Consider the following 26577-nt stretch of genomic DNA (forward strand, 5'->3'; position numbering starts at 1 on the left):
CATGCGCGGATATGTGCTAAAATTGTCACTAGGTTGTGCTGCGCTGGCCCTGTCCGCTTGCGCTACCGTCGAGGCGGGCGCGCCGCCGCGCGAAATCGCAGCGCAGTCGCAGCCGACCGCGGTAGGAACTGTGCCGGTCGAGACAGCACAGCCGGACTGGGCTGCAACCGATCCGGAAATGAATGCGTTCATCGACGACCTGATGGGTCAGATGACGCTGCAGGAAAAGATCGGCCAGCTTACGCTTCTGACGAGTGACTGGGAATCGACCGGTCCCACCATGCGCGACACGTATCAGGCCGATATCCGCGCCGGACGGGTGGGATCGATTTTCAACGCGTATACCGCCGACTACACACGCCAGTTGCAGGAACTCGCGGTCGAGGGAACGCGCCTCAAGATACCGTTGCTGTTCGGTTATGACGTAATCCACGGGCACCGTACGATCTTCCCGATCTCGCTCGGCGAGGCCGCGAGCTGGGACATGGACGCGATCGAGCGGTCCGCACGGGTTTCCGCTGCGGAGGCTTCGTCCGAAGGCATTCACTGGACCTTCTCGCCCATGGTCGACATTGCCCGCGATGCGCGCTGGGGCCGCATTTCCGAAGGTGCGGGCGAGGATGTCTACCTAGGCAGCCAAGTCGCGCGGGCGCGGGTCCGCGGCTACCAGGGCGACGACCTCGGCGCGGTCGACACCGTTCTCGCCACGGCGAAGCACTTCGCCGCTTATGGCGCTGCGCAGGCCGGGCGCGACTATCATACCGTTGATATTTCGGAGCGCACTTTGCGCGACGTCTATTTGCCGCCGTTCAAGGCTGCGGTCGACGAGGGCGTGGCAACGTTCATGACGTCGTTCAATGAATACAATGGCGTTCCGGCAAGCGGTAGCCGCTATCTGCTGACCGACGTGCTGCGCGACCAATGGGGCTTCGACGGCTTCGTCGTAACCGATTACACTTCCATCAACGAGATGATCCCGCATGGTTATTCGCGCGATCTTCAGCAAGCGGGCGAGCAGGCTCTCAACGCCGGCGTCGACATGGACATGCAGGGCGCGGTGTTCATGGAGCACCTCAAGCAATCCATCGACGCGGGAACCGCAAGCCAAGCCGACATCGACCAGGCCGTTCGCCGCATCCTCGAGATGAAATACCGCCTCGGCCTGTTCGAAGATCCCTATCGTTATTCCGACAATGCACGGCAGGACGCGACGCTCTACAAGCCGGAATTTCTGGAAGCTGCCCGCGACGTTGCGCGCAAGTCGATGGTGCTGCTTAAGAACGAAGGCAACACCCTGCCGCTTGTTGCCGGGGCCAAGAATATCGCCCTCATCGGCCCGCTGGCGGACAGCAAGGCGGATATGATCGGCAGTTGGGCAGCCGCGGGCGACCGGCAAACGCGGCCCGTCACGATCCTTGAGGGAATGCGGCAGCGCGCAGGCGAGGGAACACGCATCAATTACGTCAAGGGTGCCAGTTACGAGTTCGCGTCTTCGGGCAGCACGGACGGTTTTGCCGAAGCTGTCGCCGCGGCGGAACAGGCGGACGTCGTCGTCGCCGTCATGGGCGAAAAGTGGGACATGACCGGCGAAGCGGCCAGCCGCACGGCGCTCGACCTGCCCGGCAACCAGCAGGCGCTTCTCGAACGGCTGGTCGCGACCGGAAAGCCGGTGGTGCTTGTCGTATTGAGTGGCCGCCCCAATTCGATCGGATGGGCTGACGACAATGTCGAGGCGATCCTCCACGCATGGTATCCCGGCACGATGGGCGGTCACGCGGTCGCCGACGTGCTGTTCGGCGATTACAACCCCTCGGGCAAGCTGCCCGTCACCTTCCCGCTTACCGTGGGGCAGGAGCCGCTGCATTACGATATGAAGAACACGGGCCGCCCCTACTCGGCCGACAACCCGCAGCAGAAGTATCTGTCGCGCTATCTCAACACGCCGAACGATCCGCTCTACCGGTTCGGTTACGGCCTCAGCTATACCAACTTCAGCTACTCGCCGGTCACGCTCAGCAATCCTACGCTGAGCGCGAATGGCTCGCTTACTGCAAGCGCGACAATCACGAATACCGGGGACCGCGCGGGCGCGGAAGTTGTACAGATGTACGTTCGCGACCTGGTTGGCTCGGTGACCCGCCCGGTACAGGAATTGAAGGGCTTCGAGAAAGTCATCCTCCAGCCCGGCGAGAGCCGGACGGTCAGCTTCCGCATCGAGCCGAAAGATCTGGCTTTCACTCGCGCCGACATGTCGCACGGCTGGGAACCGGGTGAATTCAATCTCTGGATCGCTCCGTCTTCGGGGCTTGAGGCAAGCGCGCCCGTTACGTTCAACCTGACGGAGTAGACGCATGCACCGGATCGCCGCCGCATTCGCCCTGACGATCGGAACGCTGACCGCGGGGTGCGCCAGCACCGCGCCGGGAAGCACTCCGCAAGCACAGCGCGTTGCTTCGGCCGAAGAGCGGCGTCCGAACATCATCTTCATCATGTCGGACGATCATGCGCAGACTGCGATCTCGGCCTACGGCACGGAAATCGGCAGGCTTGCACCGACGCCGAACATCGACCGGATCGCCCGGAACGGTGCGTTGTTCGAGAACAGCTACGTCACCAATTCGCTCTGCGGGCCGAGCCGGGCAACCATGCTCACCGGCCAGTTCAGCCATATGCATGGATTCACGCAGAACGGTCAGCGGTTCGACAATTCGATGTGGAACTGGGTGCGCGAACTTGGCAATTCCGGCTACCAGACCGCGCTGTTCGGCAAGTGGCATCTCAATTATTCGCCGGAGGGTGCGGGCATTGGCGAATGGGCGGTGCTCGACGATCAGGGCAAGTACTACAATCCCGACATCATCACGCCGAACGGCAAGAGCGTGGTCGAAGGCTACGCGACCGATATCGTGACCGACATGAGCCTCGACTGGCTGAGCGAGCGGACGGACAGCGAACAGCCGTTCGCCCTGCTGATCCACCACAAGGCACCGCACCGCAATTTCATGCCGGCCATCAGGCATCTGCAGACCTATCTGCAAACCGACTTTCCCGTCCCGACCAATTACTTCGATCATTACGACGGCCGGCCCGCCGCCGCGGCGCAAGAGATGAACATCTACCGCGATGCGTATGAAGGGCACGATCTCAAAATGACCGAAGAGGTTGGCAGCAGCGAACTTCGCTTCGACCGCTGGCCGAACGATTTCGCTCGCATGACCGAAGAACAGCGCGCGGCGTGGGATGCGGCGCTGCAGGCGGACAACGACGCACTGAACGCCGCCAACCTCGACGAGCGCGAATTGGCGCTATGGAAGTACCAGCGCTACATGGAGCAGTATCTTGGTACTGTTGCGGCTGTCGACGATAGCGTGGGCCGCGTGCTCGACTGGCTCAAGGCTTCGGGCGAAATGGACAACACCATCGTCGTCTATACCTCAGACCAAGGGTTCTACCTCGGTGAGCACGGCTGGTTCGACAAACGCTTCATGTACGAGCAATCGCTAAGGACCCCGCTGGTCATGCAGTATCCGGGGCACATCCCCGCGGGAACCCGTGTCGAGGCGCCGGTGCAGAACGTCGATTATGCGCCGACCTTCCTCGACTACGCCGGGCTGCCGATCCGCCAAAGCATCCAGGGGCGCTCGCTTCGCCCGGTAGTCGACGGTGAGCCGCCCGCGGATTGGCGCGAGGACATCTACTACCACTACTACGAATATCCCGGCTTCCACTCGGTCCGCGCGCACTACGGCGTCAAGTCGGGCCGCTACAAGCTGATGCGCTTCTACGGCGATATCGACGCTTGGGAGTTCTACGACCTCGCCACCGATCCGGACGAAATGCACAACCGGTTCGACGATCCGGCGGTGCAGGGAAAGGTCCGCGAACTGAAACAGGCGCTAAAGGGATTGCGGGCAAAGTATCAGGACAACGACGGCCCTGCAGTAACCGCACCCCTGTCGCTGGCCTCCGCGCAAGCAAAAGGTAGGCGCGATGCGGACGCCGCGGCAGGAGCCGGTCACCACGCGCATTGACCTCGGGCGCCAGCAAGCGCAACTCGCTCGCCTATGTGCAATCTTTACCGCATGACCAATTCGGCCGACGAGGTCGCGCGCTGGTTCGGGGCGGTCAACGAACTCGGCGGAGCGAATTTTGGTGCGGAGGTGTTTCCCGGTTATCCGGGGGTCGTCATCGCCGGTGGCCGCTTGAGGCAAATGACCTGGGGCTTTCCGCTCCAGCTTACGAGCAAGGTGACCGGCAAACCGCTGAAGCCGAAGCCGGTCAACAATACGCGCAGCGACAAGCTTGGCAGCTATATGTGGCGCTACAGTTTCGAGGAACGGCGCTGCCTCATTCCGTTATCTGCGTGGGCCGAGGCGGAGGGGCCGAAGGGCGGGAAGACGCGCACCTGGATGTCGCTTCCGAATGCCGAACTGTTCAGCGTGGCGGGTATCTGGCGGGACACCAGCGAGTGGGGTTCGTGCTACTCGATGGTAATGACCGACAGCGCCGGCGATGCGGCCGAGGTCCATTCGCGCATGCCGGTCGTCCTCACAGAAGACCAGCGCCAGATATGGACGGAAGGCAGCGCCGAGGCTGCCTACGCGCTCTGCACACCCTACGCCGGGCCGCTCGCAATCGATCGCACGGCTACGCCCTGGGTAGCCTGACCTACGCGTTTAGCGCGGCAGCTCGGTCTTCCCCATCAGCGCCAGATCCACACTGCGCGCGCACTGGCGGCCTTCGCGGATCGCCCAGACGACGAGGCTCTGGCCGCGCCGCATGTCGCCGCAGGCGTAGACGCCCGACTCGCTCGTTGCGTAAGCGTCGGTGTCCGCCTCGACATTGCCGCGTTCGGACATGGCCACGCCTGCGCGTTCGAGCAGGCCGCGTTTGGTCGGACCGGTAAAGCCCATCGCGAGCAGGATCAGGTCTGCGGGTAGGGTGAACTCGCTTCCCTCGATTTCCTGCATCTGCCGGTCTCTCCACTCGACCCGCACGCATTCGAGCCCCGCGACATCGCCGCCTTCGCCGACCACGCGCTTTGCGAGCACCGCCCAGTCGCGGTTCGCGCCTTCCTCATGGCTTGAAGAGGTGCGCAGCTTCATTGGCCAGTGCGGCCAGGTCAGCGCCTTGTCTTCCTTTTCGGGCGGTTTGGGCATGATCTCGAGCTGCGTAACGCTTTTCGCACCCTGCCGGTTCGACGTGCCGACACAGTCGGAGCCGGTGTCGCCCCCGCCGATCACGATTACATTCTTGCCCGTCGCCGTCAGGGTGCCGCGCGGGGCGGCGCGCACTTCGTCGTCACCCGCATTACGTTTGTTCTGCTGGGTCAGGAATTCCATCGCGAGCCTGACGCCGGAAAGCTCTGCCCCCGGAATATCGAGCCCGCGCGCTTCCTCGGCGCCGCCCGACAGGACGATCGCGTCGAAATTGTCCTTGAGCGCGGCGAAGGAGACATCGACGCCCACTTCGGCGCTCGTCTTGAAGGTCACGCCTTCCTGCTCCATCTGGACCGCGCGCCGGTTGATGAGGTGCTTTTCCATCTTGAAATCGGGAATGCCGTAGCGAAGCAGGCCGCCGATGCGGTCGTTCTTTTCGAACACGGTGACGGCATGTCCGGCGCGTGCGAGCTGCTGGGCACAGGCGAGGCCAGCGGGGCCCGAGCCGATGACGGCGATCGACTTGCCGGTGTTCTGCGCGGGTATCTGCGGCTTTACCCAGCCTTCTTGCCACCCGCGGTCGATGATGGCGGCCTCAATACTTTTGATAGTGACCGGGGAATCGACGATGTTGAGCGTGCAGGCTGCCTCGCACGGGGCGGGGCAGATGCGACCGGTGAATTCGGGGAAGTTGTTGGTCGAATGGAGAATGTCGAGCGCGTTCTTCCAGTCGCCTTCGTAGACGAGGTGGTTCCAGTCCGGGATGATATTGTTCACCGGACAGCCGTTGTGACAGTAGGGGATGCCGCAGTTCATGCACCGCGCGGCCTGTTCCTTGAGGACGGGCTCGTCCGGGGTGTGGATGAACTCCTTGTAGTGCTTCAGCCGTTCTTCGGGCGCGATGTAGTCGCGCTCGCGCCGGTCGAATTCGAGAAAACCTGTTTCCTTGCCCACTTGCAGTTACCTTCGATAAATCATTCGGCCGCGACGCTGGCGGCTTCTTCGCGCTCGTCCTCGAGCGCCTTGAGCGCGCGAGCGTAATCGCGTGGCATTACTTTCACGAACTTGCCGAGACCGGTTTCCCAGTCCGCCAGCAGGTCGGAGGCGCGCCTGCTTCCGGTATGGAGCTTGTGCCGTTCGATCAGGATCTTGAGCCGCTCCGCATCGTGGCGCAGCATGTCGCCCATGCCGAGGTTGTCGACCGAGATGGCGCGCTGCTGCGGCCGGCCCGTGCCCTCGTCCTCGTCACGCTCATTAGAGACCGGTTCGAGATCGACCTGCGCCGTGTTGCACAGCTTCGCGAAGTCGCCGGCCGGATCGTAGACATAGGCCACGCCGCCGCTCATTCCCGCCGCGAAATTGCGCCCTGTCTTGCCAAGCACGCAGACGACACCGCCGGTCATGTATTCGCAGGCGTGGTCGCCCGTGCCTTCCACGACGGCGACCGCGCCCGAGTTGCGCACCGCGAACCGCTCGCCTGCCACGCCTTCGAAATAGGCTTCGCCGGAGATGGCCCCGTAGAGCACGGTGTTGCCAGCGATGATGTTCTCGGTCGGCTCCAGGCTGGAGGCCTCGGGTTGGTGCACGATGATTCGGCCGCCCGACAGGCCCTTGCCGACATAGTCGTTGGCATCGCCTGCGAGGTCGAGCGTGACGCCGTGTGCGAGCCACGCGCCGAAGCTTTGCCCGGCAACACCGGTGAAGTTTATGCGGATCGTATCGGTAGGCAGGCCGCCGTGACCAAATTTCTCGGCGATCCGGCCGGACAGCATCGCACCGACCGTGCGGTTGACGTTGCGGATCGGCAGATCCAACTGCACTGCCTCGCCCTTCTCCAGCGCCGGTGCGCAGCGTTCGATAAGCTCCTTGTCGAGCGCCCCTTCCAGACCGTGGTGCTGTTCCTGCGTATGGCGCAGCGTCTCGCGCCCCTCGCTCGCGTGGCGGTCGAGCAGGCGGGAGAGGTCCACGCCGTCGGCTTTCCAGTGCCGGTGGACGCGGCTCATATCGAGCAAGTCCACGCGCCCGACCATTTCGTCGATGGTGCGAATGCCCATCTCCGCCATGATCGCCCGCAATTCCTCGGCCACGTAGAAGAAGTAGTTGATGACGTGCTCGGGCTCGCCGGTGAAGCGCTTGCGCAGTTCGGGATCCTGCGTCGCCACGCCGACCGGGCAGGTGTTGAGGTGGCACTTCCTCATCATGATGCACCCCGCTGCGATCAGCGGAGCGGTCGCGAAGCCGAACTCGTCGGCGCCCAGCAATGCGCCGATGGCGACGTCGCGCCCGGTGCGAAGGCCGCCGTCGACTTGAACCGCGATTCGGCTGCGTAGGTCGTTGAGGAGCAGTGTCTGCTGCGTTTCAGCAAGGCCGATCTCCCACGGGCTGCCCGCATGGGTCAGGCTGGTCAGCGGCGATGCGCCGGTTCCGCCTTCGTAACCCGAAATCGTAACGTGATCCGCCCTTGCCTTCGATACGCCGGCAGCGACCGTGCCGACGCCGACTTCGGATACGAGCTTCACCGAAATCCGCGCCTTGGGCTGCACGTTTTTCAGATCGTGGATCAGCTGCGCAAGATCCTCAATCGAATAGATATCGTGGTGCGGCGGCGGCGAGATCAGGCCCACGCCCGGCGTCGCGTGGCGCACCGCGCCGATCACCTTGTCGACCTTGTGACCCGGTAGCTGACCGCCTTCGCCGGGCTTCGCACCCTGCGCCATCTTGATCTGGATGTCGTCCGAATTGACGAGGTATTCGGTCGTCACGCCGAACCGGCCCGAAGCGACCTGCTTGATCCGGCTGCGCATGGAATCGCCGTTAGGCATCGGCGTGAAGCGGTCCGTTTCCTCGCCGCCTTCGCCGGTGTTGGAGCGTCCACCGATGCGGTTCATTGCGATCGCCAGCGTCGTGTGCGCCTCGCGGCTGATCGAGCCGTAGCTCATTGCGCCGGTCGAGAAACGTTTCACGATTTCCGCAGCCGGTTCCACTTCGTCCAAGGGGATCGGCTGGTCCGCGCGCTTGAAGTCCATCAGGCCGCGGATGGTGAGTAGCCGTTCCGACTGCTCGTTCACGCTTTTCGCGAATTCCTCGTAATTCTTGTGGCCGCTCTCGTTCATGCCGCCGCGCACGGCGTGCTGCAGGTTCGCGACGTTGCTCGGCGTCCAGACATGGTCCTCGCCGCGCAGGCGGAATTGGTAGATGCCGCCGACATCGAGCATACCCTTGTAGAGCGGGTTGTCGCCGTAAGCCTGCCCGTGACGGCGCACCGCTTCCTCGGCCACTTCCTTCAGGCCAATGCCTTCGATGGTCGTCGCCGTGCCGGAGAAGTAATCCTCGATGAACTTGCTCGACAGGCCGACCGCGTCGAAGATCTGCGCACCGCAGTAGGACTGGTAGGTCGAGATGCCCATCTTGGACATGACCTTCAGAATGCCTTTACCGATCGCCTTGACGTAGTTGGCCTGCACCTCGTCGCTCGAGAGCTCGGGGAACTTGCGGGCGCGGATGTCTTCGAGCGTCTGGAAGGCGAGGTAGGGGTTGATCGCTTCCGCGCCATAGCCTGCCAGTACGCAGAAATGATGCACTTCGCGCGCTTCGCCGGTTTCCACAACGAGGCCCGTCTGCATTCTCAGACCCTGCCGCACGAGGTGATGATGCACCGCCGAGGTCGCGAGAACTGCGGGCATCGGAATGCGGTCGGGCCCTTGCAGCCGGTCGGACAGGACGAGGATGTTGTGATCCTGCAGCACCGCCTCGGTTGCGGCCCAGCACATTTCCTTGATCGCCATCGCGAGCCCGTCCGCACCGCTCGCGGCGTCCCAGGTGATGTCGATCGTCTCGGTACGGAACGCACCGTCGAGCGCCGCTTCCACGCTGCGGATCTTTGCGAGGGCATCGTTAGTGAGGATCGGCTGGCTGACTTCAAGCCGCTTGTGCGTGCCGGCATCATGGCCGAGCAGGTTCGGGCGCGGACCGACCATCGACAGGAGGCTCATGACCAGTTCTTCGCGGATCGGGTCGATCGGCGGGTTGGTCACCTGCGCGAAGTTCTGCTTGAAATAGTCGTAAAGCAGCCGCGACCTTGAAGACAACACGGCAAGCGGCGTGTCCGTACCCATCGAACCGATGGGATCGTCGCCGCGCTGCGCCATCGGTTCGAGGAAGCGGGAGATGTCTTCCTGCGTGTAGCCGAAGGCCTGCTGGCGTTCGAGCAAATCTGTTTCGCCTTCGAGTGTCTCGGACAGTTCGGGCTCGATATGGTCGAGATCTTCGAGCTTGTACTGCGCCTGTTCGAGCCATTCCGCATAGGGCTCGTCGGCGGCAAGGTTCGCTTTCAGCTCCTCGTCCTCGATGATGCGGCCTTCTTCGAGGTCGATGAGCAACATCTTGCCGGGCTGCAAGCGCCACTTGCGCGTGATGTCCTCTTCCGCGAACGGCAGCACTCCGCTTTCCGAAGCAAGGAGGATGAAGTCGTCCTTGGTCGTGCAGAAACGCGCCGGCCTCAGGCCATTGCGGTCGAGCGTCGCGCCGATCTGCCGGCCGTCGGTGAACGCAACCGCCGCTGGCCCGTCCCACGGCTCCATCAAAGCTGCGTGATATTCGTAGAAGGCGCGCCTGCCCGGATCCATAAGTGCGTTCTTTGCCCACGCCTCGGGGATCAGCATCATCATGGCATGAGCGAGGCTGTAACCGCCTGCCAGCAGCAGTTCCAATGCGTTGTCGAGACACGCGGTGTCCGACTGGCCATGCGGGATCAGCGGCCACATCTTGTCGAGGTCGGACCCGAGCAGGTCGCTTTCCATCGTGCGGCGCCGCGCGTTCATCCAGTTCACATTGCCGCGAACCGTGTTGATCTCCCCGTTATGCGCCATGAAGCGGTAGGGGTGGGCAAGCCGCCAGCTGGGAAAGGTGTTGGTGCTGAAACGCTGGTGGACGAGGCCTAGGGCGGAGACACAATCAGGATCGCGCAAGTCGTCGTAGAAACTGCCGACCTGGTTTGCGAGCAACAGTCCCTTGTAAACGATCGTGCGGCTGGAAAAGCTCGGGATATACGTCTGCACCAGTCCCGGCAGGTCGTGCTTCACGGCCAGCTTGGCGAGCGGGTTCAGCGTCTGCTTGCGGATGACGATCAGCTTGCGCTCGAACGCGTCCCGATCCGCGCAGTTATCGCCGCGCGCGACGATGCACTGCCGGATGACCGGCTTGGATTCGATGACCGCCTTGCCCAAACCGTCGAGCGTGACCGGCACATCGCGCCAGCCGACGACGCGCTGTCCTTCCTTCTCGATGAACTTCTCGAGCTGGTCGGTCAGGAACTCGCGGGCCGCTTCGTCCTGCGGCATGAAGCACATGGCCACGGCGTAGCGACCCGGTTGGGGGAGATCATGCCCTTCGGCAGCGGCCCATTTGCGAAAGAGGGGGTCCGGAACCTGCAGCAGGATACCCGCACCGTCGCCGAGCAGCGGGTCCGCGCCGACCGCGCCGCGGTGATCGATATTGGCAAGTATCTCGAGTGCCTGCGAAACGACGAAATGGCTGGCCTCGCCCTTGATATGCGCGATGAAGCCCACGCCGCACGCGTCGTGTTCGTTGGCTGGATCGTACAGTCCGGTGGCGGGGGGTAGGCCCATTCCAATTCCTTCCGATGCACTGCGCACACCTGCCGAGCCCTTTGTCCGGCAACTTCATGCCGATAAGGTCCGTCAGGCGCTGCTCAAAATGTCGTAAGACTTCCCTTTGGCGACAGAAAGAGATTTTCGCAACTGCAACGGGAATAGGATTATTTCAGGCCAATAAAGTTGCCGCTATCGGTCTGCTACGCGCCACCGCGCGAAGCCCTACTTCGACTTGTCGCGGCGCGACCTCGTCCGGGTGCGCATGCGAAATGGTCCGATGCTCTCGCGCCGGGCAGCAAAACTTCCCGTATTCTGAGGACGCGGCACCGGCTCGGAATCGCTGCGCGCCGCATTCTGGATGCGCTCGTCCCTTTCGGAAAGCCGCGCGACCGCTTCCTCCAGCCGCTGCACGAGGAGAGCGAGCGATTCGTCTTCCAGCAGAGCGGTGGTTTGTTCTTCGGTTTTGGGCGTGTCGCCTTCTGCCTCGGTCGTCGGGACGTCCGACAGGATGGGGTCGATGGTCGGACGCTCGGTCGCTTCGCCGGCGGCATCATCGTTCGTCACGACCGGATCGACAGTCATAGCCTGCTCGGAAGGGTAATCCTCAGAAGCGACACCAGCCTCGTGATCCGGTTCTTCCCATGCCTCCGGCAGATCAAACGGCTCTGCGCGCTCCTCCGCCGTTTCATCGGGTTCCTCGACAAAATTATCGGTCGTGAAATGCGCGAAGAGCGGTTCTTCATCGTCCTCGTCTTCGGCGTCCTGCAAGCGCGCGCGTTCCTCGTCGCGCAGGGTCCACCGAGGCGGCTCGCTGGCAGGAACGAAGTCGTAGCGGGCGAGGGAGCGCCTGCGGATTGCCCGTACGATCCGCGCCGCGATGAAGCCGGTGACGATACCGATCGCGGCTGCGATTAGCGCGGCAGTCAACCTGCTCAGACCGAAGGTGCTAGCAAGCATTTGCGCAGGCAGCACCGCGGCGATGCCGCCGAAAAGGAGGCCGAACCAAAGCGCGACGGCAGCGGAAAAGCCGCTGTGCGCAATCAAAGACTGATCCTTCTTCATGTAGTGCTGGCGACCCGATCGATTCTCGTCTTCATCTATACGCGCTGCGCCGGTTTTGCCGAGGGCACGGCGAGGCGCTGCGCAAGGTTTAGCCGATCCGCGTACCATACGATAGTTAACGGTCCCGTAATCGTGTTTTGCAAGAAAAAGTTATGGGCTAGTTTCGCGCACTAGCGAATCGAATCGCTCGCGAACATGCGATCGCTCGCGACCTGTTTCCGCAGGATGGTTGATGCCTGCCGCGATGCCGTAAGGTCAGCCAGCGGGCGATTGCACTGTACCGCGCCATGCGCCATGACGAGGGCATCACAGGACGCGCCTGGACTTGCCAGCGCGGGAGAACAAGCAGCTAGGAGAGGCGAATGACCCCCCAGGAAATCGCGCAAAAGGTCGGCCAGCATATCGGGACGTCCGAATGGGCCGAAATGTCGCAGGAACGTATCAACCAGTTCGCGGACGCGACCGGTGATCACCAGTTCATCCATGTGAACGAGGAAGCGGCGAAGATGACGCCGTTCGGCGGCACCATCGCGCATGGCTTCCTCACCTTGTCGATGATCCCTTACCTGTCCGCCAATTCCGATCTTCCGAAGCCCGATGGTATCAAAATGGGTGTGAATTACGGCGGCAACAAAACCCGCTTCATCACCCCGGTGCGCAGCGGCAAGCGGATTCGCGGCCAGTGGAAGCTGGTCGCCATGGATGAAAAGCGCCCCGGCCAGTGGCAGCAGACGGTCGAGATCACGATCGAGATCGAGGACGAGGAAAAGCCGGCGCTGATCTGCGAATGGATCAGCATGTTTTACGTCTGAGCGCCGCTCTCCCGAACTCCAGTTAAAGTCAATCGAAGGATCACATCATGCGTGACGCAGTCATCGTTTCCACCGCCCGCACCGGCATGGGCAAAGCCTACAAGGGCGCGTTCAATTCAACGCCGGGCGCGACGCTCGGCGCCTACTCGCTGAAGCCCGCTATCGAGCGTGCCGGCATCGAACCGGGTGAAGTGGACGATGTCCTCTGGGGCGCAGCTCTTCAGCAGGGCGCGCAGGCCGGCAACCTTGCCCGTCAGGTCGCCTTGCGCGCCGGCTGCCCGATCGGGGTCAGCGGCATGACGATCGACCGGCAGTGCTCGTCCGGCCTCATGAGCATCGCGACGGCGGCAAAGCAGGTCGTAATCGACAATATGAACATCGTCGCGGCCGGCGGCCAGGAATCGATCAGCATGGTACAGACGCCTGAAATGCGCGTCATGCCCGATCCAGAACTGATGGGCATGCACGGCGCGATCTACATGCCGATGCTGCAGACCGCCGAAACGGTCGCGCAGCGCTATGGCATCAGCCGTGAAGATCAGGACGAATACGCGCTTCAGTCGCAGCAGCGCACTGCCGCTGCGCAGGAAGCGGGGAAGTTCGACGACGAGATCGTTTCCGTCACGACCAAGCACAAGGTCAAGAACAAGGAAACGGGCGAAGTCACCGACGAGGAAGTCACCATCGACAAGGACGAGGGCAATCGCCCGTCGACCACGCTCGAAGGCCTCGCTTCGCTGCAGCCGGTGATGGGTCCCGACACCACGATTACGGCGGGTAACGCCTCGCAGCTTTCCGACGGGTCGAGCGCGTGTGTCGTCATGGAAGCCAAGGAAGCTGAAAAGCGGGGCCTGTCGCCGCTCGGCCGTTATGTCGGCATGGCGGTCGCCGGGACCGAGCCCGACGAAATGGGCATCGGCCCGATCTTCGCCATTCCGAAGCTGCTCGAGCGGACCGGCATCAAGCTCGAAGACGTTGGTCTGTGGGAACTGAATGAAGCCTTCGCGGTGCAGGTCCTCTACTGCCGCGACAAGCTTGGCATCGATAACGACAAGCTCAACGTCAATGGTGGCTCGATTTCGATCGGTCACCCTTACGGCATGACCGGTGCGCGCTGCACCGGCCACGCGCTGATCGAAGGCAAGCGCCGCGGCGCGAAATACGTCGTCGTCACCATGTGCGTCGGCGGCGGCATGGGCGCGGCCGGAATGTTCGAGGTCCTGTAAGCTTCGCGCACAGGACCGACATAAACAGGGGGCGGGGGACACCAGGCGTGTTCTCGGCCCCTTCCTGTTTCGATCATGGGATGGCTCGCGGCGTCGTCACTTGCCGCGGAGATCGTTTGCGCGCAGTCTGCCCCGATGGGCATCGTCGAACTTCTGGGTATTGCGGGAAGTGTCAGTCTGCTCGCGGGGTGGCGGCTTTATCTCTGCATCGCAGCGACCGGACTTGCCATGCGGCTGGGCGCCATTCCGCTACCGGACCATCTCGCCAGTCTCGATGCGCTTGCAAGCCCATGGGTCATCGGCATTGCCGCTTTTGCGGCCGGAGCCGAGTTCTTTGCCGACAAAATCATGTGGCTCGATTCTCTATGGGACAGCGTCCATACGCTGATCCGCCCGGTCGGCGGCGCATTGCTCGCCATGGCAATCGTCGATCCAGGCGATCCGGCTTGGCAGGTCATCACTTTCATACTAGGCGGTGGCGGAGCGCTGTTGTCCCATGGCGGAAAGGCTGGCGCTCGCGCTGCAGTGAACGCGAGTCCCGAGCCGGTCAGCAACGTCGCCGTTTCAATGGCAGAGGACGTCGTGAGCGCCGGAGCGCTCTACGCAGTGTACGAATACCCCTACGTCGCTGCCGGGATTGCTGCGGTGCTGCTAGCGCTGACGGTCGCGCTGGCGCTGTTCGTGCGCAAGCTTGTCTACACGCTCATTCGCCGCGAGAAGCGGGGAGGCGGCGTGACCTGACCCAACTTTTCAGGCGTGTTTCTTGAAGAACGCCTCAAGCTCGGGAGCGATGTTCTCGCGCCATTTGCTTCCGTTGAAGATGCCGTAGTGACCCGCACCCTCGGCCATCAGATACTGCTTCTTCTCTTCGGGCAGACCAGTCGCCAGCGTCAGTGCTGCCTTCGTCTGGCCGAGCCCCGAAATGTCGTCGCGCTCGCCTTCGACCGCTAGGATCGCGGTATCGGTGATCATGCCCAGATCGACGCGCTTGTCGCGGTGCTTGAAGGTGCCGCGAGGCAGCGAGTGTTTCTGGAATACCTCTTCGACGGTCTGCAGGTAGAATTCTGCCGTCATGTCGCAAACGGAGCGGTATTCCTCGTAGAAATCCTTGGTCGCCTGCGCGCTTTCCTCGTCGCCTGCGGTCAGGTGCTTGAACATCTCGTAATGCGAGAGGATGTGGTTGCCGAGGTTCATGCTCATGAAGCTCGCGAGTTGCATGAAGCCCGGATAGACGCGCCGTCCGGACCCGGCATATTGCATCGGCACGGTCGCGATCACGGATTGGCGGAACCAACTGAGCGGGCGGTCCATCGCCAGATCGTTGACCGAGGTCGGCGACTCGCGCGTGTCGATCGGTCCGCCCATCATCGTAAGCGTATCGGGGCGCGCCTTGTTACCGCTGCCGTTCATCAGCGCGGTCGCGGCGAGTGCGGGAACCGACGGCTGGCAGACGGCGACCATGTGCAGGCCGCCCGCTCCCTCGCCGTTCTCGGACACGAATTCGAGAAATTCGATCAGGTAATCGATATAGTCGTCGAGATCGAACCGGCCCGAAGACGTCGGCACGCGCTTCGCGTCATGCCAGTCGGTGATGTAGACTTCGCTCGATACGGCGAGACGCGCTACCGTTCCGCGCAGTAGCGTGGCGTAGTGCCCGCTCATCGGCGCGACGATCAGGACACGCGGCGCGTCTTTCGGCAGTCCGGGATGGGTAAAGCGGAGCAAGTCGCCGAAATCCCGTGTAAGCACGATGCTTTCGGTGATCGGCTGCTCTTTGCTGTCCGCTACGACGCTGTCGATACCGAATTCCGGCTTGCCTCGCGGCGCAGAGGCATGCGCGAACACATCGAGCGCGGATGCCGCCATCGGGCCGAAACCGGAATAGGCCGCCGGATTGGCTGGATTGGTCAGCAGTTCCGCGCCGATGGAAGCCCACGCGCTGGCACTGCTCAGAAACGATTGTTGCAACTCATGTGCATGATAAAGCAAGACGAATTACCTTCCCGGACCGTATTTTAACCCGGCGGCGCCGGTTATGACGCTGTCGGGGCCGGCCCTGCTTACACCAGATTGGTGCGTCTCTTCCATTGTGCAACGCACAAGATCGCAGATCGGTTTCATTTAAGGACGCAGCTGTGGCTTCCCTGTACCGGTGGATTTCCCCCGCGGGTCGGACTAAATGACCGCTATGGACGACAGGGACGAACGCCTTTCACAAACGCCTTCCGTTACGGAAAGGAGCGGGGACGAAAGCGAGGCTTCGTCACTCGCATTGGACTGGATCGGCACCGGGAAGAACGAGCCCCCGGAACGGGCGCGTTCACTCAAACCGCTGCGAATGGTGATCGACGCACTAAAGAACTATCCGGTTCAGATCACTTTCGCGGCAATCGCACTGCTCATCACGGCGGGGGCGACGCTGGCAATTCCGGCCGGTTTCAAGCTTATCATCGACCGCGGCTTCGCTGCTGGAGGCGATCCGGCCGACATCGGACGCTGGTTCCGCTATCTCCTAATGATCGTCGCGGTGCTGGCAGCAGGGACTGCGCTGCGCTTCTATTTCGTGAGCTGGCTGGGCGAGCGGGTCGTCGCCGATATTCGCCGCCGGGTGCACGACAATTTGTTGCGGCTCGCGCCGGCGTTCTACGAAGAGAACAGTCCCAAGGAAATCTCAAGCCGGATGACGTCCGACACCGCACTGATCGAGCAGGTGGTGGGGACGACCGTCTCCGTTGCACTGCGCAATTTTCTAATGGCGATCGGCGGGACGATCTACCTGTTCTTTCTCGCGCCGCAACTGACGCTAGGCCTGCTCCTAGTCATCCCACTCATCATCATTCCGATTACCCTGTTCGGCAAACGTCTGCGCGACGTATCGCGTTCGAGCCAGGACCGCGTCGCCGACGTCGGCGCGATGGTGACCGAGGTGCTGTCATCGATGAAGATCGTGCAGGCTTTCAACCAGGAGCGGCGCGAGGGCGGGCGCTTCGCCGAAGCGGTCGAGCAGACCTTCGACACGGCCAAGCGGCGCATCCTCATTCGCGCCGTAATGACCTCTATTATCATCCTGCTCATCTTCGGTTCGATTACGATACTCATGTGGCGCGGTGCGATCGGCGTCGCCGAAGGCAACATCAGCGGCGGCACGATTGCCGCCTTCGTGATCACGGGCGGTTTGGTTGCCGGCGCGTTCGGTGCGCTTACCGAGGTTTATGGCGACCTCTTGCGCGGAGCGGGTGCGGCAAGCCGCCTGTCCGAGCTGCTGGAGGAACGCGCGACCATCACCGCTCCGTCGAGGGCAGAGAAGTTGCCCGATCCGCCGCGCGGCAGCCTGTCGTTCCGCGGGGTCACGTTCCGCTATCCGACGCGCATGGACGTCGCGGCGATCGACAATTTTACGCTGGAGATCGAACCCGGCGAAACGGTGGCGATCGTCGGTCCGTCGGGGGCTGGCAAGTCCACGATCTTCCAGCTCGCGGAGCGGTTCTACGACCCGCAGGCGGGCACTATCCGCCTCGACGGGGTTCCGCTCACACGCGTTGATCCAGCGGAAATCCGCAAGCGCATGGCGCTGGTCCCGCAGGACGGCGTGCTGTTCAGCGCCAATGCGCGCGACAATCTGCGCTACGGCAACTGGGAAGCAAGCGACGAGGCGATCTGGGAAGCGGCCCGCGCTGCGAATGCCGAAAAGTTCCTCACGACGCTTCCCGACGGGCTCGACACCTACCTTGGCGAGAGCGGAACGCGGCTATCGGGCGGGCAGCAGCAGCGCATGGCGATTGCGCGTGCGATTCTGCGCGACGCGCCGATCCTGTTACTCGACGAGGCGACCAGTGCCCTCGATGCCCAGTCGGAGCGGTTGGTGCAGGACGCGCTCGATAGGCTGATGAAGGACCGCACCACCCTCGTCATTGCGCACCGCCTCGCGACCGTCAGGGCTGCGGATCGCATCATCGTGATGGCGGACGGACGGATCGTCGAGCAGGGCACGCATGCTCAGCTATCGCGAGCCGGCGGTCTTTACGCGGAGCTCGCAGCGCTTCAATTTACCGATCAGGCGGCCTAGAGGCGCTCTGCCGAAGGCTGTTCAGCGCAGGTTTTTTCGACAAAGTTACAATGGAAACCGTCAAGCGGCGACCGGTTGAGCCAATCTTCCGGTAAACCGTATTCGTTTAACGCTTCGCCGCACGCGGCGACGCGGTGCTTTTCCAGGGACCGGAAAGCGGCCGAAGCGCGTAAGGCGCGGGGCAGGCAGAGTCCCGCTAACAGGAGAATATCTTCCATGATCAAACAGATTTTGACCGGTAGCGCGAGCGCGCTCGCCTTGATGTGCGCCGCCCCGGTTCTAGCGCAGGACAGTGCGGCGACCGCGGCCACGCAGGCCGAAGCCTCGACCCCCGACATGACCTTCGGCGATTGGGGTGTGGACCCCGCGCAGCTTGACCGTTCGGTCGATCCGGGCGACGACTTCTTCGAATTCGTGAACGGCAAGTGGATCGAGCAAAACGAATTGCCGAGCGATTTCAGCCGCTTCGGCGCGTTCAACTTTCTCAACGAGAAATCGCGGGCCGACGTCCGTTCGCTGATCGCGGAACTGCGCGCAGCAAACCCCGCGCCGGGCAGCGAGGAAGCGCGCATCGTTGATGCCTACAACGCTTATCTCGACACCGATGCGATCAACGCCGCCGGTCTGGCACCGGCACAGCCTTATCTGAACAAGATCACGCAGGCTTCTTCGCTCGAAGAACTGGTCGGCCTGTTCGGCAACGGCGCATATCCGTCGTTGGTCTCGGCGGGCGTTGGCGTCGATTCGAAAGAGCCGGATACCTACATCGTATCGACCGGGTTTTCCGGCATGGGTCTGCCCGACCGCGACTATTACCTCGTCGACAACGAGCGTAACCAGCAGATCCGCGAAGCTTACATGGAATATCTGACCTTCCTGATGGGCAAGGCGGGATACGAAAATCCGGCACAGGTTGCCGAGAGCGTCTATGCGTTCGAGGAAGACGTGGCGCGCCTCGAATGGGACCGTACGGTCCTGCGCAACAGCGACCTTACCTACAACAAGATCGACCGAGCCGAACTGCAAAGGCTCGCGGGCGATTTCCCGATTGAGACGCTGCTCCAATCTGCCGGTTTCGCCGACCAGCAGCAGTTCCTGATGAGCCAGCTTCCTCCGACCGACAAGGAACTGGAGGGTGCGGGCATCGACAAGGCGAAAGCACCGCAGATGATCGGCGGCGGTACGCCTGGCATGATGAAGATGCTGGCGAACACGCCGCTCTCGCTCATCAAGGCCTATATGGTGAAGGAATTCCTGTCGAACAACGCATCGGTCCTGCCGAGCGATATCGATCAGGCGAACTTCAACTTCTACGGCAAGACGCTGTCGGGCACGGAAGAGCAGGAACCGCGCTGGAAACGCGCTATCGGGGCCACGCAGGGGCAACTCGGCGAGGTACTCGGAAAGGCTTACGTCCAGCGCAACTTCCCCGAGGAAAGCAAGGCGGCGATGCAGGATCTGGTCGCCAACCTGCGCAAGGCGATGCGCCAGAGCATCGACGAGAACCCTTGGATGACGGCCGAAACGAAGCAGCAGGCCTATGCGAAGCTCGACTCGTTCAACCCAAAGATCGGTTATCCGGACGAGTTCGAAACCTACAAAGGGCTCGAGATCACCGGCGACAATCCGCTTGAAAACCGAATCTCCGCAGCAAACTGGCAAATTGCCGACAACCGCGCAAAGCTCGGCACGCCGGTCGACAAAACCGAGTGGTTCATGCTGCCGCAGACGGTGAACGCCTATTACAACCCGGTCTTCAACGAGATCGTGTTCCCGGCGGCGATCCTGCAGCAGCCGTTCTTCGGCCCCGATGCCGACCCGGCGGTCAACTACGGCGGGATCGGTGCGGTCATCGGTCACGAAATGGGCCACGGGTTCGACGACCAGGGCGCGAAATACGATGCGACCGGCGCGCTCAGGAACTGGTGGGCCGACGCCGACCTCGAACGCTTTACCAATCTCGGCGACAAGCTGGCAGCGCAGTACAACGAATACTGCCCGTATGACGACGGCGCGACCTGCGTAAATGGCCGTTTCACCCTCGGAGAGAATATTGGCGACGTCGGCGGCCTCTCGATGGCGTACCGTGCATATCGGTTGTCGCTGGACGGCAAGGAACCGCCGGTGATCGACGGTCTCACCGGAGACCAGCGCTTCTTCCTTGCTTGGGCGCAGGTATGGCGCTCGATGCAGCGCGAAGCCAATGGGCGGCAGCGCCTGCTGACCGATCCGCACTCCCCCGAAGAGTTCCGAGTGAACGGCGCGGTTCGCAACCAGGATGCCTGGTACAAGGCGTTCAATGTGACGCCTGACGACGAGCTTTACCTGCCGCCGGAAGAGCGCGTGCATATCTGGTAAGCTTATCAACGTGACCTGATCGGCCCGTCTCGTGCATCAATCGTGCGAGACGGGCCTTTTGCTGCGGGGGCGGGGTGAAAAGCGTTGACTTGCCGCGCCCTTACCGGCTTGGAAGCGCGCCATGAGCCTTACCCTCACCGCTATCCTGCTCGGCATCCTCGAAGGGCTGACCGAGTTCCTGCCGGTTTCCTCCACGGGCCACCTGATCCTCGCGACGGAACTGTTCGGCTACGATCCGGGGCAGTGGGCGCAGTTCAACATCGTCATCCAGCTAGGCGCGGTGCTTGCCGTGGTGGTGTCCTACTGGTCGCTGTTCTGGAACATGGGGACGGGGCTGCTTCGGCGCGAGGCCGAAGCGGTGCACTTTACCCGCAACATTTTGCTCGGCTTTCTGCCGGCCGCGGTCATCGGCGTGTTCGCGAAGGATGCGATCGACGTGATGCTGGAAACCCCGCTCGTCGTGACCGTCGCGCTGGTCATCGGCGGCATCGCAATTCTGGTGGTCGAGGGGATCGTCAAGCCGAAGGAAGACGTCGGTGTTGCCGCAATGCCGTGGAAAACGGCGATTGCCATCGGTTTCGTGCAGTGCCTTGCGATGATTCCCGGTACGAGCCGGTCCGCCTCGACCATTCTGGGTGCGCTAGCGCTTGGCGTGGGGCGCAAGACCGCCGCCGAGTTCTCTTTCTTCCTCGCCGTGCCGACCATGCTGGGCGCAGCGACCTACAAGATCCTGTCCGAGCCCGACGCGCTGCTTTCAGGTACGAGCGCGGTCGGCTGGGACGAGATTGCCATCGGGTTCTTCGTGAGCTTCTTCGTTGCGCTGATCGTGATCAGAGCGTTCGTGACTTATATCTCGAAGCACGGGTTCGCGCCCTTCGCCTGGTACCGGATCATCATCGGCAGTGCCGCCTTCCTCTGGCTATGGGCCGCCTAATACTTTCGAAGTCCTGTCCAGATTTGTGACAATATTGTCCCACGTGCCTCATTTGTGACTTATTCGCGGAACCTTTGCGGCAACCCTCAGGTTAAGGGGTTTAGCCGAAAGGAATGTTCACGTTATGGGTCTGTTGCTTTTGATAGTCGTGGGAGGCATCCTCGGATGGTTGACCGCCATCATCATGCAAAGCGAAGGCTCGCGCCAGATCGCCATCAATGCGCTCGCCGGCATGATGGGCGCGCTGATCGTCGGTAATGCCGCTAACGGCTCGATTGCTTGGAGCGGACTGTCGGCCGTTGCCTTCCTTCTCGGATGCATCGGCGCCCTCGCCGGAATCGTCATCGCGAATGTCGCACCCAAATTATACGGGTCTGAAATAACTGAAAATATTTAGCTTACTTCGCGTGGCGGATGTTGATACAAAGCCGCCGGTTTCAAAAGGGGAATACCACATGAAGAAGATTTTTGCTGTCGCATCCGCTGCCGTGCTCGGCCTGTCCATCGCAGCTTGCGACGGTCCGCAGGAAGAAGCCATGGAAGACCAAGGCGAGCAGATGGAGTCCAACATGGACATGCAGGCTGAGCAGATGGAAGAAGCCGGCGCTCCGGAAGCTCAGGTCGAGGCCATGGAAGACCAGGCTGACACCATGGAAGACACCATGGAAGAGCAGGCTGACACGGTTGGCGAAGAAATGGACGGCAACGAGATGTAATCTCGCTGCTCTCGTAGCTAAAAAACGGCCTCGGAGTGATCCGGGGCCGTTTTTAATTGCCTTAGGCGAACGTAGGCTCTCGCTTCAGCCTTGATAACGTTCAGACCGCCTTGGCCCCGCTTCCGCGCCCGCCGCGCAGCAGATACTCCTGCGTGCCGCGCTGCACGACATTGTCGACGTCGATGACCGCCGAATTCGCGTAGGTGAAAGCCGGCGGCAGGTTCTTGTAGAGGCGGTCAAAATCGCGCTCCACCGTCTGCCGGTAGAGATCTTCGTAGCTTTCGATCACGAAATAGGTCGGCTGCAGGTCGCTGATCACGTAATCGGTGCGCATGACCCGGTCGACGTTGAGCATGATCCGATTGGGACTTTCGCCCTCGGTGGCGAACACGATCTCCGTCGGTCCCGACAGGATGCCGGCCCCGTAAGCGCGCACCTCGCCGCTCTCCATGAGCAGACCGAACTCGACCGTGTACCAGTAGAGTGCGCCGAGCGCCTTCAGCCGGTTGTAGCGCATCGCCTTCCACCCGGCCTTACCGTATTCCTGCATGTAGTCGGCATAGACGGGGTCGGTGAGCATCGGGACGTGACCGAAGACGTCATGGAATACGTCCGGCTCCTGGATGTAATCGAACGTCTCGCGCGTGCGGATGAAATTGCCCGCCGGGAAACGGCGGTTGGCGAGATGCCAGAAGAACACATGGTCCGGGATCAGCATCGGCACGGGCACGACGCTCCATCCCGTCAGCTTGTCCAGTTCCTGCGAAATAGTCTTGAATTCAGGAACGCCGCCGCGCCCTAAATCGAGCTTTTCCAGACCGCGCATGAACGCGGTCGCCGCCCGGCCGGGCAGAACGTCCATCTGGCGCGCGAACAGGTCGTTCCAAATCGCGTCGTCCTCGCTGTCGTAATCGGTCTGCTTGGGCTCAAGCCAGTCGTCGTCCACATGCTCCGGCTTCTTGAGCGGCGCGGTGTAAACATCCGCAGGCATATCCGGCAGTACCGTGAAATCGTGCCGCGAGCTTTCGAAGATGGTCTGATCGTGTGTGTTCATAAGTATCTTGAGCAATACCACTCCGCGCCCATTCTGCCAAACCGCCATCGAGCCGGCGCGGACTTTACGCTTTGCCCCAGCCCTCATGGCGGCGCGCCACCTTGCGGCAAAGCTCGACGAATTGCTGATGGTCGAGCGCGCCTTTGGCATGGTTCACCGAGCCGCAGCAGATCCGGTATTCGAGCCTCCCCGTCCCGTAATAATGGTCGACCGTCGGATAATGTCCCATGATACGGTGGTTGTGCTGCCCGCCGCCCTTGGGCCGGTCATGGTTGAGACGGTTCCATTCGAGCGGCTCACCAGTGTAGCAATCGACGCCGGAACTCTTCTCGACCGCCTTATGGATCGCCTGCCGATATTCCTCGATATCGCGTCGATGTTCTACCGGGTCGCGCCGTTTGCAGTTCTGCGCCTGCCGCTCCAGCCATTCGCCATAGCGCGCACAGCCAATACCTTTGAGCCGCACGGCGTCGGGAACATGGTAGGGCGACAGACAAGCGGTCGCACAGGTTTTCGCGGGCGCAGACATGGCCGGACGATATCACCGCAACCTTGCATTTGCGTAAAGCCGTTCCCGAAGTGTCGCGCCTTGCGAATTCCCGCAGCGTAGTCGGCGTATCAGTCGCGCGGTTAAGCCAGGAAAGCTACGGAACACGGAAGCCGATTCGGGACTTTCCGCTCGACTGATCAAGGCTGCTTAGCGTCGCGGTGATGACCTGCCGCGCCTTATCGGCTAACGTCCGACGCAGGCGGTCAATGCGCGCGCTCGAACATCGCCGCCATGCCTTGTCCGCCCGCGATGCACATGGTTTCGAGGCCGTAGCGCACCTCGCGCCGCTGCATCTCGTGCGCCATGTCGGCGAGGATGCGGATGCCGGTCGCGCCGATTGGGTGGCCGAGCGAAATGCCCGACCCGTTGACGTTCAGCATCTCGCGGCGGCTGTCGTCCCCGCTCCAGCCCCAGCCCTTGCAGACGCCAAGAACCTGCGCGGCAAAAGCCTCGTTGAGTTCAATAAGGCCGATGTCGTCCCAGCCGAGACCTGTGCGGGCAAACAGCCGCTCCACCGCTGGGACGGGGCCGATGCCCATGCGTGAGGGTTCGCAGCCTGCCGCCGCCCAGCCGCTGAGCCAAAGCAGCGGTTCGAGGCCGAGTGCATCGAGCTTGTCTTCCGCTACCACGAGGCACGCCGCCGCCGCGTCGTTCTGCTGGCTGGCATTGCCCGCTGTCACGACGCCGCCCTCGATCGGCCTGAACGCGCCCAGCGTTTCCATGCTCGCATCGGCGCGGAAGCCTTCGTCGCGTTCAAACATAACCGGATCGCCGCGGCGCTGCGGTACGGGGACCGGTACGATATGATCGTCGAAGCGGCCTTCGTCCCACGCTGCGGCAGCGCGCTGGTGCGAGCGGACGGCGTAGGCGTCGCTCTCCTCGCGCGTGATGCCGAAGTCCTTCGCGACGTTCTCCGCCGTTTCGATCATCCCCGAGATGACGCCGAAGCGCTCCGCCGGCTGGCTCATAAGCCGCCCGCGGATCAGCCGGTCGTGCAGCGTCAGATCGCCGAAGCGCGCGCCTTTGCGAATGTCGGTCGAATAGTGCTCGACATTCGACATCGATTCGACGCCGCCGGCAAGCACGCAATCCGCTGCGCCGGTCTGCACCATCATCGCGGCGCTGATTACCGCCTGCAATCCGGAGCCGCAGCGCCGGTCGAGCTGATAGCCGGGCGTTCCGATCGGCATTCCTGCGGCGAGCCAGCTCCAGCGGCCGATTGCGGGAGCTTCGCCGCTGCCGTAGCCTTGCGCGAAGACGACATCGTCGACCCGCTCCGGATCGACGCCGCTGCGTTCGACCAGCGCCTTGATGATGAGCGCTCCGAGCGGTCCGGCTTCGAGCGGCGCTAGGCTTCCGAGGAACTTGCCGACCGGTGTGCGCAGGGGCGAGACGATTGCCGCGCGCCGCAGCGTGTTTGCCGCCATTACGCTGCCGCTCCCGAAGCAAAATCGCGCAGCATGTTCTTGGCGATGACGAGCTGCAGGATCTGCGTCGTACCCTCGTAGATCGTGTAGATCCGGCTATCGCGGTAGAAGCGTTCCGCCTCGTATTCCGCAAGGTATCCGGCGCCGCCGTGAATTTGCACGCAGCGGTCCGCCACGCGGTTGCACATCTCGCTCGCGAACATCTTGGCGCTGGCGGCTTCGATGATGGCCTTGCCCTTGTTCGCCTTGGCTGCCGCATCGCGCAGCATGCATTCGGCGGCGTAGAGCTCCGCCTGGCTATCCGCGAGCATTGCCTGTATCAGTTGGAAGTTGCCGATGGTCTCGCCGAATGCCTTGCGCTCTCCGGAGTAGCGCAGCGCGGTATCGAGGATGCGCCGCGCATAGCCGCAGCTCGCCGCTCCGATGGACAGGCGCCCATTGTCGAGGCTTTGCATGGCGGTAGCGAAGCCGCGCCCTTCCTCGCCTCCGAGCAGGGCGTCCGCAGGCACGCGCACGTCGTCGAAATAGATGTCGGCGATATGGCTGCCACGCTGTCCCATCTTCTTGTCGGGCTTGCCGACCGTGATGCCGTCCGTTTCCATGTCGACCAGAAAGGCGCTGACATGCGCGTTCTTCGGCATCGATTCAGGGTTGGTCCGCGCCATGATCAGGCCCAGCTTCGCGTGCGGGGCATTGGTAATGTAACGCTTCGAGCCGTTTAGGACGTAGTGACCGCCGTCGCGTTTTGCGGTGGTCGCCATCGCGGCGCTGTCGCTGCCCGAACCCGGCTCCGTCAGGCCGAAACAGGCGATCTCGCCTGCCGCCAAACGCGGAAGCCATTCGGATTTCTGCTCTTCGGTTCCGGCGTTCTTGAGCGCCGAGCAGACCATGCCGAGATTGATCGAGGTGATCGAACGGTAGGCGGGGAGTGCATAGGACAGCACGCGGATGGTCTCGATATACTGCGGCACGTTCATGCCGGAACCGCCGTACTCCTCCGGCATGGTCAGGCCGAACAGCCCCATGTCCCGCATTTCGCCGAGCAGGTCGGGCGGGATCGCGTCGTCTTCGAGAACCTGTTCTTCCGCCGGCATTAGACGCTCGCGCACGTAGCGTTTCAGCTGGTCGGTGAACTGCGCAAACGTGTCGGCGTCCATGCCGCCTTCGCTGACTATCTCACTCATGCCGGGTGCGTCCTTATTCGGTTTCGTCGGTCGTAACCGGTTCTGGTGTCGCGGTAGGCTCTACCGCCGGGCTCTCACCGGGAGCGGGAGCAGCGCCGTCTTCGCTTCCTTCGGCGCCTTCCTCAACCGGCGCTTCCGCATCGGGACCGAGGTCGGTGTTTGCATTGGGATCGGCAACTGGCGTACTTTCGACGTCGCTCAGCGCATCGAAGGCGGGGATTTCGACCGTGTCGGCTTCGGCTTCGGTCGAGGCGTCTTCCGAATTGGCGCAACCGGCCAGCGCCAGGCCGCCGGCAGCGAGGATGGAAAAGGACAAACGGCGCATTACATACTCCTTGACAGCCCGCGGCGCTCGTAGCCGCTTTCGGTACGGCGTTAGCCATTGCGGCTCGCAGGTGCAATCGGCCTGCCAAACAA

Annotated in this window: 21 protein-coding genes; 11 read left to right on the forward strand and 10 right to left on the reverse strand. The window is 62.5% G+C overall.

Annotated elements, in window-relative coordinates; genetic code table 11:
• Position 1 precedes the first annotated feature (1 nt).
• From bglX to HUV48_RS09060, 3 genes are read left to right on the forward strand one after another with little or no spacing between them, the layout of a single operon-like run.
• Positions 2 to 2347: a beta-glucosidase BglX gene (gene bglX, locus HUV48_RS09050; protein WP_176267493.1), complete on the forward strand. Its 2346-nt coding sequence runs from the start codon at positions 2 to 4 to the stop codon at positions 2345 to 2347.
• 4 nt (positions 2348 to 2351) lie between these two features.
• A complete protein-coding gene (locus HUV48_RS09055) occupies positions 2352 to 4031 on the forward strand; it encodes a sulfatase family protein (protein WP_176267494.1) in 1680 nt (559 codons plus the stop codon).
• A gap of 33 nt (positions 4032 to 4064) precedes the next feature.
• The gene (locus tag HUV48_RS09060; protein ID WP_176267495.1) at positions 4065 to 4667 is read left to right on the forward strand and encodes an SOS response-associated peptidase; all 603 of its coding nucleotides are present in this window, start codon (positions 4065 to 4067) and stop codon (positions 4665 to 4667) included.
• Between the two features lie 9 nt (positions 4668 to 4676).
• Here the strand turns inward: HUV48_RS09060 and HUV48_RS09065 are convergent, their stop codons facing one another.
• From HUV48_RS09065 to HUV48_RS09075, 3 genes are all read right to left on the reverse strand, one after another.
• Positions 4677 to 6113: a glutamate synthase subunit beta gene (locus HUV48_RS09065; protein ID WP_176267496.1), complete on the reverse strand. Its 1437-nt coding sequence runs from the start codon at positions 6111 to 6113 to the stop codon at positions 4677 to 4679.
• 20 nt (positions 6114 to 6133) lie between these two features.
• Positions 6134 to 10786, reverse strand: a complete 4653-nt coding sequence (gene gltB, locus HUV48_RS09070; RefSeq protein WP_176267497.1) for a glutamate synthase large subunit — start codon at positions 10784 to 10786, stop codon at positions 6134 to 6136.
• A gap of 207 nt (positions 10787 to 10993) precedes the next feature.
• Positions 10994 to 11833 (reverse strand): hypothetical protein, encoded by an 840-nt coding sequence (locus HUV48_RS09075; RefSeq protein WP_176267498.1) that lies wholly within the window; start codon positions 11831 to 11833, stop codon positions 10994 to 10996.
• Positions 11834 to 12195: 362 nt separating this feature from the next.
• On the opposite strand from HUV48_RS09075, the gene HUV48_RS09080 reads away from it, so the two are divergent.
• The 3 genes from HUV48_RS09080 (at position 12196) to HUV48_RS09090 (ending at position 14612) form a co-directional block, all read left to right on the forward strand.
• Positions 12196 to 12645, forward strand: a complete 450-nt coding sequence (locus tag HUV48_RS09080; RefSeq protein WP_176267499.1) for a MaoC family dehydratase — start codon at positions 12196 to 12198, stop codon at positions 12643 to 12645.
• Positions 12646 to 12692: 47 nt separating this feature from the next.
• On the forward strand, positions 12693 to 13871 hold the full coding sequence (locus tag HUV48_RS09085) for an acetyl-CoA C-acyltransferase (RefSeq protein WP_176267500.1): 1179 nt from the start codon (positions 12693 to 12695) through the stop codon (positions 13869 to 13871).
• A gap of 135 nt (positions 13872 to 14006) precedes the next feature.
• Positions 14007 to 14612: a DUF4126 domain-containing protein gene (locus HUV48_RS09090; protein ID WP_176267501.1), complete on the forward strand. Its 606-nt coding sequence runs from the start codon at positions 14007 to 14009 to the stop codon at positions 14610 to 14612.
• A gap of 9 nt (positions 14613 to 14621) precedes the next feature.
• Here the strand turns inward: HUV48_RS09090 and HUV48_RS09095 are convergent, their stop codons facing one another.
• Complete coding sequence (locus HUV48_RS09095; RefSeq protein ID WP_176267502.1) at positions 14622 to 15860, reverse strand: polyhydroxyalkanoate depolymerase; 1239 nt, start codon at positions 15858 to 15860, stop codon at positions 14622 to 14624.
• A gap of 349 nt (positions 15861 to 16209) precedes the next feature.
• Between HUV48_RS09095 and HUV48_RS09100 the strand changes: the two genes are divergently transcribed.
• Positions 16210 to 17937 (forward strand): ABC transporter transmembrane domain-containing protein, encoded by a 1728-nt coding sequence (locus HUV48_RS09100; protein WP_225871647.1) that lies wholly within the window; start codon positions 16210 to 16212, stop codon positions 17935 to 17937.
• Here HUV48_RS09100 and HUV48_RS09105 read toward each other — a convergent pair.
• A complete protein-coding gene (locus tag HUV48_RS09105) occupies positions 17934 to 18155 on the reverse strand; it encodes a hypothetical protein (RefSeq protein WP_176267504.1) in 222 nt (73 codons plus the stop codon). The two genes, HUV48_RS09100 and HUV48_RS09105, sit on opposite strands and share 4 nt — an antisense overlap.
• On the opposite strand from HUV48_RS09105, the gene HUV48_RS09110 reads away from it, so the two are divergent.
• The 4 genes from HUV48_RS09110 (at position 18154) to HUV48_RS09125 (ending at position 21945) form a co-directional block, all read left to right on the forward strand.
• Positions 18154 to 20295, forward strand: coding sequence for a M13 family metallopeptidase (locus tag HUV48_RS09110; protein WP_176267505.1), 2142 nt, complete (start codon positions 18154 to 18156; stop codon positions 20293 to 20295). The two genes, HUV48_RS09105 and HUV48_RS09110, sit on opposite strands and share 2 nt — an antisense overlap.
• A gap of 121 nt (positions 20296 to 20416) precedes the next feature.
• Positions 20417 to 21229 (forward strand): undecaprenyl-diphosphate phosphatase, encoded by an 813-nt coding sequence (locus tag HUV48_RS09115; RefSeq protein ID WP_176267506.1) that lies wholly within the window; start codon positions 20417 to 20419, stop codon positions 21227 to 21229.
• A gap of 124 nt (positions 21230 to 21353) precedes the next feature.
• Positions 21354 to 21626: a GlsB/YeaQ/YmgE family stress response membrane protein gene (locus tag HUV48_RS09120; RefSeq protein WP_176267507.1), complete on the forward strand. Its 273-nt coding sequence runs from the start codon at positions 21354 to 21356 to the stop codon at positions 21624 to 21626.
• A gap of 58 nt (positions 21627 to 21684) precedes the next feature.
• Entirely contained in the window at positions 21685 to 21945 is a 261-nt protein-coding gene (locus HUV48_RS09125) for a hypothetical protein (protein WP_176267508.1), read from the forward strand.
• 100 nt (positions 21946 to 22045) lie between these two features.
• On the opposite strand, the gene phhA is transcribed toward HUV48_RS09125, so the two are convergent.
• The 5 genes from phhA to HUV48_RS09150 all read right to left on the reverse strand — a co-directional run bounded on the left by phhA (position 22046) and on the right by HUV48_RS09150 (position 26485).
• Complete coding sequence (gene phhA / locus HUV48_RS09130) at positions 22046 to 22936, reverse strand: phenylalanine 4-monooxygenase (RefSeq protein WP_176267829.1); 891 nt, start codon at positions 22934 to 22936, stop codon at positions 22046 to 22048.
• 127 nt (positions 22937 to 23063) lie between these two features.
• Entirely contained in the window at positions 23064 to 23528 is a 465-nt protein-coding gene (locus tag HUV48_RS09135) for a hypothetical protein (protein ID WP_176267509.1), read from the reverse strand.
• Positions 23529 to 23752: 224 nt separating this feature from the next.
• Complete coding sequence (locus tag HUV48_RS09140; RefSeq protein WP_176267510.1) at positions 23753 to 24976, reverse strand: acetyl-CoA C-acetyltransferase; 1224 nt, start codon at positions 24974 to 24976, stop codon at positions 23753 to 23755.
• Positions 24976 to 26160, reverse strand: coding sequence for an acyl-CoA dehydrogenase family protein (locus HUV48_RS09145; RefSeq protein ID WP_225871623.1), 1185 nt, complete (start codon positions 26158 to 26160; stop codon positions 24976 to 24978). The genes HUV48_RS09140 and HUV48_RS09145 overlap by 1 nt, the downstream gene beginning before the upstream one ends.
• Positions 26161 to 26173: 13 nt before the next feature.
• Positions 26174 to 26485, reverse strand: a complete 312-nt coding sequence (locus HUV48_RS09150) for a hypothetical protein (protein WP_176267511.1) — start codon at positions 26483 to 26485, stop codon at positions 26174 to 26176.
• Positions 26486 to 26577: the final 92 nt, after the last annotated feature.

It is taken from the genome of Qipengyuania atrilutea (assembly GCF_013370205.1).
In the GTDB taxonomy this organism is placed as follows: domain Bacteria; phylum Pseudomonadota; class Alphaproteobacteria; order Sphingomonadales; family Sphingomonadaceae; genus Actirhodobacter; species Actirhodobacter atriluteus.